A 13,339-nucleotide genomic window follows, 5' to 3' on the forward strand; every position below is an offset into this window, starting at 1 on the left:
GTGGTATTGTCGAGGGTATCGGTCACTTGGGTAACCGCTGGCGTTTGCGGCAATGTCACCGCCAGCCCGCCACCACCGGCACTACCTGTCACGGTCGCCGAAATCTGCCCCCCGTCGATGTAGGGGGTATCGTTTGCCGGAACTACGACGTTGACGCTACCACTGGTCTGCCCGGCCGGAATGACGATCACGGCACCGTTGGACAGAGTAATTACCAGGTTGGTGGTCGGTGCCTGACCAACGGTGGCGGTATAAACGATTACGCCACCCGCTTCACTGATAGAAGGGGTTGCGCCAAGAATCAAATCAGTAGCGACGATGGTATCCGTCGTCGGTGTGGTCACCAGGTTGTTGCCGTTCGTGTCCAGCAGGCCCACTTCTTCGTTATCGAGTACGCCCGCAAAGCCCAGCCCATCCGTCGGGAAACCAACCGTCGGGTCAACTCGGCCAGCCGTTTCTTCGAGCATCACGAAGCTGTGGCCACCGCCCAGCGCACCACCGCCCGCTGCTGACGGGCCAGCGGCGGTAGCTTCAAGTTCAGTAGTCGGGTCAACACCAGCAGCAATAGCCTGCTGCAGCTCTTCCACCGAAGGCGCGGCCTGGGCTGCCGCCTGGCTCAGGTCAGTACTGCTGTCAGGCGCATCGGCGCTCCATTGGCTGTCACGGCCCAGATCGAGCATACGGCCATCAGCCAGCTCCAGAGTCACTGCGCCACCAGGACCGGTGAGCACTTCTTCACCGGTCAATAGACGGTCACCTTCGATAAGTACACGCCGGATGCCCTCTGGGGATACCGCAATAACCTGGCCGACAATGCTTTTGACGATGGCTACAACGCTGCTCATTGGACTCTCCGTGTGACCCGATGGGTACTTCCCTGCCAGAGCGGCGCTTGGTAGCCACTTCAGGCGGAACTATGTCGATGATCTCTTGACGTTTTTGACGTCAATATTCCGTCTATAACTTTTTGGAATTGCTTGACTGCCAAACTATTGACCTTATACATGCCATCCTAAACAATCGGCAATGTAATGTCACATTGATATTTGTACCTTAGCCAAGCGTTTCCCAAGGACAAATGTCTTACGTCATCTAAAACGTGTTAAGCCGTCAGCCCCAGCAGTTTTTCATACACCTCAGTAGCCATAAATCATGCGGCGCGGTTGTCTTACCTCGGCAATGTCAGCGTTACTGGCGTCAATATCCAGATCACTGTCAATGACCCGGACACTGACTGCCGAATAAGCACAAACCTTGCCGGAATGCGACCCGCAGAGGCCGATAACCGGCCAGAGCCGAGAGCGTGTGCTCGCTGAGGCACACCAGGCTTTCAACTCTGCACGAGCCACGAGCAGCGATTTGTCGCAAATCAAAGACATGACGTACGAGTGCGCAAATACTTGCATCCCGCTCATGGGAAAGCGCTCGCGAATATTGAATGCTAGAAGGCAATGGATCTGCTTTCTATAGATGAATTTTGACTAACAAGCTACAGGCATGCGCCAATAAACCAACGCCTGTTTAATGACAATGACTAAGCTGGAGCCCAAGGCCCTTGCATCCCTTGGTTGGGTGGCAAGCTATGCTGCAACAAGCGGATGATGGCTGGACCAAAAATGAAACAATCATTGCTCCACTACGTCTGGTGAAAATGAAGCACGTAGAATTGTTTACTCAACACCGATTCAAGGCGAACATTGGCAGCTGCTCAAGCACCAGGGCGTGATAGCCCATATCAGCACAGCTTTACAGCACCAAAGAGAGCCAGGGTAAGCCGGTCTGACCTTAACGACGGCACACCCACCCCACCCACCACAAGGATGAAGAGAGCGCCGCGTGGAATCCGAAGTCAGTCGAGTCCAACTCAGCCACGATCCACGCAGTCAGCATGACGATCCGCTGCTGGATAGTCTGTTGAGCCTGTGTGTCCTGCATCAAAAGCCCGCCAGCCGGGTCATGCTGACAACTGGCCTACCGCTACCCGCCCAGCGCCTGAACCCGGAACTGCTGCCCCGCGCCGCGGCCCGGGCCGGCCTGCAGGGGCGCGTGCTTCAGCGAAAGCTGGAGCAGATCCCGAGTATCGCCATGCCGGCCATGCTGTTGCTGAAGGAGGGCCGCAGCGCCGTGCTGCTCGGCTGGGAGAACGACGACACCGCGCGCCTGCTACTCAGCGAGAGCGACGGTGGCGAGGTACACGTCAGCCGCGAAGCACTGCTAAGCGACTACAGCGGCCGAGTGTTCTTCGCGCAGCCGCAGCACAAGTTCGATGTAAACCATGGCAACCTCATCCCACGTGCGAAGTCGTGGTTCCGCGACACCCTGCTGCGCAGCAAGTGGTTGTATATCGACGCCATCGCCGCCAGCCTGGTGATCAACCTGATCGCCTTGGCCGCGCCGCTGTTCGTGATGAATGTGTATGACCGGGTGGTGCCAAACCAGGCCACCTCGACGCTCTGGGTACTGGCCATCGGTATCGCCGGCGCGTACATCTTCGACCTGATCCTCAAAGGCCTGCGTGGCCTGTGCCTGGACCTGGCCGGCAAGAAGACCGACCTGATCATCTCGGCAACGCTGTTTGAACGTATCGTCGGCATGTCGATGAAGTACCGACCGGCACGGGTCGGCAGCTTTGCCCAGAACATTCACGAGTTCCAGGGCCTGCGCGACTTCCTCGCCTCGCTGACCCTGACCAGCCTGATCGACCTGCCCTTTACCATCCTGATTTTGGTCGTCATCGCCATCATTGGCGGACACCTGGTGTGGATACCGGTCATCGCCTTCCCGCTGGCTCTGGGCATCGGCTACGCCCTGCAGCGGCCACTGATGGCGACCATGGAGCGGACCATGGCTCTGGCGTCAGAGCGCCAGTCCAGCCTGATCGAAACCCTGGCGGGTCTGGATGCGGTGAAGGTCAACAACGCCGAAAGCGAACGCCAGTACATGTGGGAGCAAACTCTCGGCACCCTGAGCCGGCTGGAACTGCGGGTGAAAGTGCTGTCGAGCCTGGCGATGAACATCACCCTGCTGATTCAGCAACTGGCAGGCGTGGCAATGATCTGCGTCGGCGTGTACCTGATCATCGACGGCAACCTGAGCATGGGCGGCCTGGTGGCTTGCTACATGCTCAGCGGCCGCGCCCTCGGCCCATTGGGCCAGCTCAACGGCCTGCTCGCCCGCTACCAGCAAGCCAAGGTGACCATGGTTTCCACCGACCACATGATGGATCTGCCGCAAGAGCGCAACTTCGAAGAACGCCCGCTGAGCCGCAAGGTGCTACAGGGCAGCGTCGAGTTCCGCGGAGTCGACTTCACATATCCGAACCAGCAGAACCTGGCCCTGAAGAATATCAACCTGACCATCCGCCCCGGCGAGAAGGTCGGCATCATCGGCCGCAGCGGCTCGGGAAAGAGCTCGCTGGCCAAGCTCATCGTCGGCCTCTACGAGGCCGATGGTGGCTCGCTGTTGGTGGACGGAGTAGACATTCGCCAGATCGATGTCAGCGAACTGCGTCACAACATCGGCTACGTCCCACAGGACATCCAGCTGCTCGCCGGCACCTTGCGTGACAACCTGGTCAGCGGCGCTCGCTACATCGAGGACGAACTGATCCTGCAGGCCGCTGAACTGGCGGGCGTACATGAATTTGCCCGACTGCACCCCGACGGCTACGAGCTGCAGGTGGGTGAACGCGGGCAGAACCTGTCCGGCGGCCAGCGGCAGAACGTCGCCTTGGGCCGTGCGCTGCTGCTCAACCCGCAGATCCTGCTGCTGGACGAGCCGACCAGCGCCATGGACAACACCGGTGAAGAACGCCTCAAGCAGCGCCTGCACGCGGTGGTGGAGGGCAAGACAGTACTGCTGGTCACGCACCGTGCCTCTTTGCTGTCGTTGGTAGACAGGCTGATCGTGATCGATCGCGGGCAGATTGTCGCCGACGGCCCGAAAGCCGCGGTCATGGATGCACTGAAGAAGGGGCAGATCAGTGTTGCATAAGCTGGATATGGGGCAGTTCAAGGACGGCCTGCGGCGCTATTTCAAAGGCAGCGACTCGCTTGGCGGCCAGCCGCTGCCAGAGGTAAACAAAGCCCTGATCGAAGATGCGCCGCGGGTGGTTCGGCTGACCATCTGGGGCGTGATCCTGTTCTTCGTGTTCTTGATCGTATGGGCCAGCGTTGCGCAAATCGACGAAGTTACGCGGGGTGAAGGCAAGGCCATTCCGTCTTCCAAGGTGCAGAAGATCCAGAACCTGGAGGGCGGCATCGTCGCCGAAATCTTCGCCAAGGAGGGGCAGATCGTCGAAGTGGGCCAGCCATTGCTGCGCCTGGATGAAACCCGCTTCGCCTCCAACGTAGGTGAAACCGAGGCCGACCGCCTGGCCATGGCCCTGCGGGTCGAACGTTTGAGTGCCGAGGTCCAGGACATCCCGTTGGTAATCGACGAAAAGCTGCGTAAAGCCGCGCCAAACCAGGCGGCCAATGAAGAGTCGCTGTACCAGAGCCGGCGCCAGCAACTGCAAGACGAAATTGGCGGCCTGCAAGAGCAGTTGGTCCAACGCCAGCAGGAACTGCGCGAATACAGCTCCAAGCGCACCCAGTATGCCAACAGCCTTGCGCTGCTGCGCAAGGAAATCAGTATGTCCGAACCGCTGGTAGCAACCGGCGCGATTTCCCAGGTTGAAGTGCTGCGCCTGCGCCGCGCCGAAGTGGAAAACCGCGGTCAGCTGGATTCCACTGCGCTGGCGATCCCGCGCGCAGAGGCGGCCATCCGCGAGGTGCAAAGCAAGATCGAAGAGACTCGCGGCAAGTTCCGAAGTGAAGCCCTGACCCAGCTTAACGAGGCACGCACCGAACTGAACAAGGCTACCGCCACCAGCAAGGCGCTGGACGACCGGGTGCACCGCACACTGGTCACTTCGCCCGTGCGGGGTATCGTCAAGCAACTGCTGGTGAACACCATTGGCGGGGTAATCCAGCCAGGTAGCGATATCATCGAAGTCGTGCCACTGGACGACACGCTGGTCATCGAGGCGAAGATCCTGCCCAAAGACATCGCCTTCCTGCACCCTGGCCAGGAAGCGACGGTCAAGTTCACCGCGTATGACTACACCATCTACGGTGGGCTCAAGGCCAAGCTGGAGCAGATTGGCGCCGACACCATTACCGATGAAGACAAGAAGACTACGTATTACCTGATCAAGCTGCGCACTGATCGCAGCCACCTGGGGACTGACGAGAAGCCACTGCTGATCATTCCGGGAATGGTGGCGACGGTAGATATCATGACAGGCAAGAAGACCATCATGAGCTACCTGCTCAAGCCGATCATGAAGGCGCGCTCGGAAGCCCTGCGCGAGCGGTGATAGCCGGCCTGCTGGTTTCGCCATTGCTGCAGGAGCGGCCTTGTGTCACGACGGGGCTGCACAAGTGGCCCCGTGCATCGCTACGTGAACCCCGGGGCCGCTCCGCGGCCCTTTTCCGGCTCTAGATCGCTTCTAAGGCGGGGCGCAAAAAGCCGTTCAGCGCCAGGGCGCAGGCTCACCTACCAGTTGCCCCTGAATCCCGCCTACTCCCATCTCCTGCAACACCAACCGCTCCCCTTCCGTCTCGACTCGCTCGGCAATCAGCGGCAGATCAATGCTGTGCGCCGCTCGCTGGATCGCTTCGATGAACAGCCGCTTGTGCTGCTCATGATCGATGTTGCGGATGTAACTGCCGTCAATCTTCAGGTACGCCAAGCCCAGGTGCGCAAGGTTGCCAATCATGCTGAAGCGCCCACCAAAGCGTTGCAACGCCAACCCGAAGCCAAGCCCATGCAAGCGCCGGGTAAGTTGCTCCAATGCTACCTGCTCAGGCAACTGCTCCTCGCCAATTTCAAAAACCAGTCGCGGGCCGAGCCCGGCGTTCTGGCCCAGCAGCTCGAAAACGCGCTGAAGGGCCTTGGGGTCAGCCAGGGTGGCGGCGGACAGATTCAACGCCAGTACCTGGTCATGCCCTCGCAGGTGCGCCAACACTTTCTCCAGCACCAGCACATCAAGCCGCGGCATCCAGCCGAAGCGCTCCAGCCAAGGCAGGAAGCGGCCCGCCGGCAAAGCCTCGCCCTGGCCATCCCGCAAACGCGAAATAACTTTGTGGTGCAGTACCCGTTGCGTGGAAGCGCAATCCATCACGGGCTGGAAGAACAGCTCGAAATGCCCATTGATGAACGCCTGATCGAGCCGCTCGTGCCAGTCATGCTGGCTGTCAGCAGCAACCGCGGCAACACCTTGCTCAAGGCATACCCAACCCGGCGTTGGCTGGTTCTCAGCGCGGGCCAGAGCCTCGTCGGCGAGCTTCAGCAACGCCTGCGGTGAATCACCAGGGCTGAATGGCGCCAGGCCTATGCATGCCACCGGGTCGATATCACTGGCACCCGTTTCGTGCAGGCTCTGCAACGTTGCCTCCAGAGCCTGGGCAAGCTGAACTGCATCCTCATGCACCATGCCCGGCGCCAGCACTGCAAACTCGCCGCCGCGGCTGCGGGAAATAAGGTCGTTGGTTTCCGGGTAGCTGGCACAAGTACGGCGCAGCTGTTCACCTACCGCTTGCAACAACTGGTCAGTACGCTGGCCGCCAAGGCGGGCGTTAAGGCCGGCCAGGCCTTGAACCCGCAACAAAAGCAGGTAGCCGGCGCGCGCGTCTTCCAGGTTGCTTACCCGAGTATTCAGCTGCATTTCGAAATAGCGGCGGTTCGACAGCCCGGTCAGGCTGTCCTGATAGGACTCCGCCCGCAGCCGCTCACTGCGCTCGGCCTGCTCGGTGAACAGGGCTTTGAGCTTCTCGACCATCTGGTTCATTGCTTGCACCACGCGGCGTAGCTCCGGCGTGCGTGGCAATTCTGGCAGGCTAAGGAATTCGCGGCGGGCAATGGCGTGGGATTGCTCGACCATGTAGTCCAGTGGCCTCAACTGGCGGCGCAACAGCAACGCACCGAGCACGGCACTGGCCGCACCGCACAACAGCAACCAACCCAGACTGCCCAAGGCACTTTGCCAAAGCTTGGCAAGGGCGAACATCGGGTGGCTGATCACTTCAACGCGCGCGGCCTGTTGCCAGCCACGACTGACGATTGCATCGCCGCCGGCGGCCTCGAGGCCGATCAAGCGCACGAACCAACGCGGGACACCGCCAGGGTCTGGTTCGGCGTGACGCTCCACCAGCACGGCGTTGGACCCTAGGTCGACGACCTTGATGCTTGCATAGTAGCCACTGTCGAAAATCGAACTGACCATCAGCTCGACCATCGCTGGGTCGTCGATATTCGGTGTCAGGGAAAGCGCCAGCGCAGTGGCCGCATCCTGGGCGTGCGAGCGCAACTGGTTGACGTACTGGCTGCGCGAGCTTTCCAGGCTGACCATGAAACTGCCACTGAAGGCGACCACCAGGAACAGGCAAATGGCCAACAGCAATTGTTTGAACAGTGACATCTGTGCTCCTTCAGTAAACCGGCTCGGCCGGGAACCCTTCGGCCTGCATTTTCTTCAACAAATCCTGCCAGCGTGACAGCCGCTTGGTATCACCAACCTTCTTGTTCCCTGCCGCGCCTGTCAGCCACAACCCTTCACCATTGAAGGCGTACACCGGCAGCAGGTCGATACGCTGGCTTGCCGGCTTGATGGCATCCATCAGACTGTCCAGCACCAAAGGCTGGGCCTGTGGGCTTGAATAATAGGTCAGGACCATATGTGCCCGGTTCTGCCGCAGCGCCTTGACGTAGGTGATGCGCAGTTTTTCGCTGGGGATTCCCATGCGCCGAAGGCTGAAATATTTGGCGATAGCGTAATCCTCGCAGTCCCCTGCACCTTTGATCAGTGCCTGCACAGGTGTGGCCCAGTAGTCGACCTCATGCCACAGATCGATATCCTCGACATAACGCAATTGCTGGTTGAAGAAGCGGTTGACCACTTGCAACCGTTCAAGCTCGGTACCCTGCTTCTGCGTGGCCATCAGGTTCTGCCAGGCATCAATGCGGCCCTTCCCGACGCCCAGTGGGCCGTACAGGGCCTGCGACTTGCGGCTGATCTGGGAGAAATCCCAATCCGCATGCAAGCCGCCCAGCAGAAGACTGCCCAGCAGCGCGGCAAAGCCGACATATCGCACAACGGTTTTGAGCAACCAGGATATCGCCACTGCGAAGCCCTGTTCAGACCAGTCGAAAGCAGCGATGTTGGGGCTTGCCACAGCAAAAGACAATGGCACCCTGCAATCACGCACCCGGCTGTCAGCCCGCCTATACTTTCTGCTTACATCTTTCTATAGGTCGCTTCCTTTGACGTGCGACTTACTCCACCATAGCCGCGCTTTTGGGGCGCCCGTACCAGTGTGGGTGCAGGTTTGACACCCTCACAAGCTATTACTAGCGTTATTGGATCCAATATAGTCATCGTTGAGGCAGGCGTCGCGTGGCCAAGAAAATCAAATTGAGCAATGTGCTGGCCAGCGAGCAATTGTTGCCGCACCAGGCCCGTGGCGTGATCGAAGAACGCCTGCGCAGCGCCATTCTCGATGGTCGCTTGCCACCTGGTACTGCAATTCGCCAACAAGAGCTCGCCACCTTGTACGGCGTCAGTCGCATGCCCGTGCGCGAAGCTCTGCGCCAGCTCGAAGCGCAGTCCCTGCTGAAAGTGGAGATGCACAAGGGTGCCGTAGTTGCACCGCTGATCGGCGAGGATGCAGTGGACACCTATGCCCTTCGCGTACTGCTCGAGAGCGAGGCGTTGCGCCAGTCTATCCCGCTGCTTGATGCCAGCGACATTGCCAGCGCCCGCGGGTATATCGAGCAACTGGAGAGCGAGACCAGCCACGCCGAAATTGGCCGCCTCAACCGCCTGTTCCACATGGCGCTGTACAGCAAGGCGCCGAACAAGAAACTACTGCGCCTTATCGAGAACGAACTGAACGAGGAAGAACGCTTCCTGCGTTTCCATCTTTCGTCCATGGGCCTGGGCAAGCTGACTCAGGACGATCACAACGCACTGGTAGATGCGGCCAGCGACAAGCTGGTGGACGAAGCGGTAGCAGTGCTGGAACGGCACCTCAATGGCGGGGCGCGGGTGATCCGCAATTACCTGGATACGCAATTGGGGCGTTAGCCCGTTACCGGCTTTACGCGCGAACTGATGGGTTGCAAATTAATCTTGCTCCGCCAACAATGAGACTAATTATCATTAACGTCCATTGATGCCGGCGCCCTCCTCCATGCCCAGCAACGATTCCGTGCAAACGCTCTACAGTGACCACCACGGCTGGTTGCATACCTGGCTGCGTAGCAAGCTCGGCAACGCAGCCGATGCAGCTGACCTGGCCCAGGATACCTTCGTACGCTTGCTACAGCGTCGTGAACAATTGCAGCTGAATGCACCCAGGGCCTTCCTGCGCACGGTAGCGCGTGGGCTGGTGATCGATCATTGGCGCCGCGAGGAACTGCACAAGGCCTACCTGGAGGCTTTGGCCCATGTGCCGGAAGCACTGGTCCCCTCAGTCGAGACCCGCGAGCTGCTGCTGGAATTGCTTGAGCGCATCGCACGCATGCTCGACGGCCTCAAACCCAAGGTACGTCGCGCATTCCTGCTGGCTCAATGCGAGGGGCTGAAGCATCAGACCATCGCCGAACAGATGGGGATCTCCGTGCGCACCGTTGAGCGCTACATCGCCGATGCGCTCTATCACTGCTACGTGCTGCGCTATGAAGACGACTGCTGAATCCATGATCGTCGCACGCCCTGATACAAAAACGGTCAGGCAAGCCATTCAGTGGATGTTGCGGCTGCGTGAAAGCGGACACGATCCGGCTCTGCAACAACAGTGCGCGCAATGGCGTAGCATCCACCACGAAAACGAACAGGCCTGGCAGCGTGTGGTTCACCTTCATCAGGACCTTGACCTGCGCGCTATCCCCGGTGCCGGGCTGGCATTGCAGACACTGGAAACCAGCCAGCAGCGCCTGCGTCGCCGGCAGGCACTGAAGCTGCTTGGCGGCATTGTCATGGCAGGATCGGCGAGCTGGCTGGCCAAAGATCTCGATACTGTCAGTGCCTGGGCCTCAGACTATGCCACCGGCACGGGCGAGCGGCGCGTCTTCACCCTGCCCGATGGCTCACTGATGCAACTCAATACCTGCAGTGCCGTGGACTTGGCCTTCCATGATCAACAGCGTCTGGTTCGCCTGAAGCATGGGGAATTGATGATCAGCTGCACCCCCCGGCATCCCCTGCTGCTACAAACCCGCGACGCGCTGCTTGAAGGCTTCGAAGGTCGCTTTGTGGCCTACCAGGATAGTGACTGCACACGTGTCAGCGTCAGCCACGGCAGAGTGGCGATACACCAGCCTGGTAGTGGCCAACTGCAGTGGATCGAAAATGGCCAGAACTGGCGCGTGGATGCTCAAGGTGCGCACCGGCTCGCACACATGGACATGGATGCGATGGCCTGGACTGAAGGGTTGATCGTCACTCAGGACATGCGCCTCTCCAACTTCCTCGCACAGATCAGCCGCTATCGCCATGGTTACCTGGGCTGCAGCAATGAGATTGCCGACCTGCGCCTGTCAGGGGTATTCCGGCTCGAAGATCCGGATCAACTGCTTCGGCTGCTGCCGCAGACGCTGCCCGTACGACTTCGTCGACGTACACGCTGGTGGGTGCATGTGGAGAGCATGACCGGATAAGGCGTTATCGATTTTTGGCGGGTTTTGAATCCAGGTCCGGCTAGGACAGTAAGCGACACTTTCTGCCCTCAACACTTTAACGGACCCTTCATGCCTCTCAGCCCGGTGTCAACCCACACTTACATCCCGAATGATTTTCGTCCAGTCCTGCAATCAGCTCACTTGCGCCATGCCATCCGGGCTGTTCTGTTTGGTGCCGCCTTGGGCCTGGCAACTGCTCCGCAACTTTCCGTAGCGGCCGACACAGCCGAAGCGAGCCAACACTATGCAATACCAGCTGGCCAACTGACCGACGTGCTCAACAATATCGCTCGCCAGGCCGGCATCACCCTGTCGAGCACACCTCAGCTGACCGATGGCCTGCACTCCAACGGATTGCAGGGGCAGTACACTACCGATCAGGCGCTGCGCCAGTTGCTAAATGGCAGCGGGCTGGAAGCCGTCAACCAGGAGGGACGTAACTATGTGCTGCAGGCACAACGTCAGAACGCCGCCCTGGCATTGCCAGACACCGACATTCGTAGTTTCTCCCTCGGCAACGCACTGGGCAGCATGGAGGGTTACAACGCCACGCACAGCCAAGTGGCGACCAAGACCAGCATGCCTTTGGTGGAGACATCCCAATCGGTCTCGGTAGTTACTCGCCAACAGATGGACGATCAGGGCTCTCAGACCGTAGCCCAAGCCATGCGCTACACGCCTGGAGTACTGACCAACCCCTACGGTGCCACCCATCGCTACGACTATGCAGCCATGCGCGGCTTCAACGACGGCTCGGTGGACAACATCTACGTCGATGGGCTCAAGTCAATGGGCGACAACGGCACCTACAGCACCATGCAGGTCGACCCATACTTCCTTGAGCGCATCGACATTCTCAAAGGACCGTCTTCGGTACTGTACGGGCGAAGCTCGCCAGGTGGCCTGGTAGCCCTGACCACCAAGAAGCCACTCTTTGCCCCTTACCATCAGGTTCAGGCCACGGTAGGTACTCAGGGCCAGCGTGGCGTGGGCTTCGACTTCAGTGGTCCTGTGGATGACGACAAACGCATTGCGTATCGACTGACGGGTTTGGCGGATGCTTCCGACACTCAGTTCGACCATAACAAGGAAGAACGTTACGCAATCGCCCCTGCTTTCAGCGTCGACTTCACCGAAGACACCTCACTCACGCTGCAGGCCTATTTGCAGCACGACCCTGACGGTGGATACCACGGCGGCAACCCTGCAGACGGCATGCTGCACAAGCGCAACGGTTTACGCCTGTCAGACCATTTCTTCGAAGGCGAGCCGAGCATCGACAACTACGAGCGCACTCAGCAGTCCTTCAGCTACCAGTTTGAGCACCGCTTCAATGATGTGTTCACCGCGCGGCAGAACTTTCGCTATCAGGATTCCGACGTGTCGATGGACCAGGTGTACGCCGCCGGCTGGGCAGATGTTGACAGCAATATGCTAAACCGCGCCTATACCGGCGGCGACGAGCGTCTGCATTCGTACATCATTGATAACATGCTGCAGGCAGAATTCTTTACCGGGGCCGCCAAGCACACCTTGCTCCTGGGGGCCGACTACCAGCGGCGCAAAGCCGACGTGACATGGCGTTATGGCACCGTCGACCCGCTGGATGCCGGCAATCCGCAGTACGGCAATGGCAACCTTCAGGTACTGGGCGAGAACCGCTACCAGCGGCGCTTGCAACAAACGGGTGTGTACCTGCAGGATCTCGTGGAGCTGGACCAGTGGCGCTTTTCCTTGGGGCTGCGCCAGGACTGGGTGAAGGTGTCCGAAGAGGACCGTGACAGCGACAGCAAGGTCAGTGATCAGCGCTCCAGGTTCACCTCCCGGGCAGGAGTGCTCTACCTGTTCGAGAACGGCATTGCGCCCTACATCAGCTACTCAGAGTCGTTCAACCCGAATACCGTGTCCGACCAGCAAGGCCGGCCGCTGGCACCGACGGAGGGCACTCAGTGGGAAGCTGGCATCAAATATCAGCCACCAGGGAGCGACAACCTGTTCACCGCATCGGTGTTCCGCATCGAGCAGGAGAATTTGGCGTCTAAACAGCCTGACGAAGACTTCTACCGCCCTGTCGGTGAAGTCCGCTCGCAAGGGCTGGAGCTGGAGGCCCATGTGCAACTGACCGACAGCCTCAAACTGCTGGGTGGCTATACCTTCACCGATATCGAGTATTCGAAGTCAATGCCGAGCCTTGTGTCGGGCAACTTGGACAACAAGGGTAATTCGCCGACTCAGGCGCCGAAACAGATGCTCTCGCTGTGGGCCGACTATAACTTCCGCCAGGGGGCACTGGATGGCCTGCGGCTGGGCGGTGGGGTGCGATATGTGGGGTACAGCTGGGTGGATGCGGAAAACAGCATGAAGGTGCCTTCCTACACCCTGTTCGACGCCTCGATCGGCTATGACCTGGGCAAGGTCGGTCTGACGGGTGTGGATGTGCGCTTGAACGCCAACAACCTTACCAATGAAAGCTACATCACCTCATGTGCCAGCCTGAACTACTGCTACATGGGTGAAGAGCGCAATGTGAGCGCCACGGTCAGCTATCAGTTCTAACCGATATTGAAACCCGGAAAAGACAAAGCCCCTGTCTGCATCGCAGACAGGGGCTTTGGGT

The 13,339-nt window shown here is 59.5% G+C and carries 9 protein-coding genes; 6 read left to right on the plus strand and 3 right to left on the minus strand.

The genetic code is table 11. The features are described 5' to 3' along the window. The coding region (locus ACF8GF_RS21295; RefSeq protein ID WP_392488442.1) for a retention module-containing protein at window positions 1-845 on the minus strand (845 nt) is incomplete at its 3' end. Between the two features lie 991 nt (window positions 846-1,836). Here ACF8GF_RS21295 and ACF8GF_RS21300 point away from each other — a divergent pair. Together ACF8GF_RS21300 and ACF8GF_RS21305 are read left to right on the plus strand one after the other, a co-directional pair. Further along, a complete protein-coding gene (locus tag ACF8GF_RS21300) occupies window positions 1,837-3,993 on the plus strand; it encodes a type I secretion system permease/ATPase (RefSeq protein ID WP_176685774.1) in 2,157 nt (718 codons plus the stop codon). A 7-nt stretch (window positions 3,994-4,000) separates the two neighbouring features. Further along, complete coding sequence (locus tag ACF8GF_RS21305) at window positions 4,001-5,359, plus strand: HlyD family type I secretion periplasmic adaptor subunit (protein ID WP_176685780.1); 1,359 nt, start codon at window positions 4,001-4,003, stop codon at window positions 5,357-5,359. Between the two features lie 156 nt (window positions 5,360-5,515). Here ACF8GF_RS21305 and lapD read toward each other — a convergent pair whose 3' ends face one another. Both lapD and lapG read right to left on the minus strand, forming a co-directional pair. Further along, on the minus strand, window positions 5,516-7,462 hold the full coding sequence (lapD, locus tag ACF8GF_RS21310) for a cyclic di-GMP receptor LapD (RefSeq protein ID WP_392488443.1): 1,947 nt from the start codon (window positions 7,460-7,462) through the stop codon (window positions 5,516-5,518). 10 nt (window positions 7,463-7,472) lie between these two features. Further along, window positions 7,473-8,234 carry a cysteine protease LapG gene (gene lapG, locus ACF8GF_RS21315; RefSeq protein WP_176685776.1) on the minus strand — a complete coding sequence of 254 codons (762 nt, stop codon included), beginning with the start codon at window positions 8,232-8,234 and terminating at the stop codon, window positions 7,473-7,475. A 203-nt stretch (window positions 8,235-8,437) separates the two neighbouring features. On the opposite strand from lapG, the gene ACF8GF_RS21320 reads away from it, so the two are divergent. From ACF8GF_RS21320 to ACF8GF_RS21335, 4 genes are all read left to right on the plus strand, one after another. Continuing rightward, entirely contained in the window at window positions 8,438-9,127 is a 690-nt protein-coding gene (locus ACF8GF_RS21320; RefSeq protein ID WP_176685777.1) for a GntR family transcriptional regulator, read from the plus strand. A gap of 106 nt (window positions 9,128-9,233) precedes the next feature. Then, entirely contained in the window at window positions 9,234-9,737 is a 504-nt protein-coding gene (locus ACF8GF_RS21325; RefSeq protein WP_176685778.1) for a sigma-70 family RNA polymerase sigma factor, read from the plus strand. Between the two features lie 4 nt (window positions 9,738-9,741). Beyond that, the gene (locus ACF8GF_RS21330) at window positions 9,742-10,701 is read left to right on the plus strand and encodes a FecR family protein (RefSeq protein ID WP_392488445.1); all 960 of its coding nucleotides are present in this window, start codon (window positions 9,742-9,744) and stop codon (window positions 10,699-10,701) included. 162 nt (window positions 10,702-10,863) lie between these two features. Next, window positions 10,864-13,278, plus strand: coding sequence for a TonB-dependent siderophore receptor (locus ACF8GF_RS21335; RefSeq protein WP_392488444.1), 2,415 nt, complete (start codon window positions 10,864-10,866; stop codon window positions 13,276-13,278). The last annotated feature ends 61 nt before the right edge of the window (window positions 13,279-13,339 follow it).

Origin of the sequence: Pseudomonas sp. yb_5 (genome assembly GCF_043103865.1) — a bacterium.
Classification (GTDB): Bacteria; Pseudomonadota; Gammaproteobacteria; order Pseudomonadales; family Pseudomonadaceae; genus Aquipseudomonas; species Aquipseudomonas putida_Y.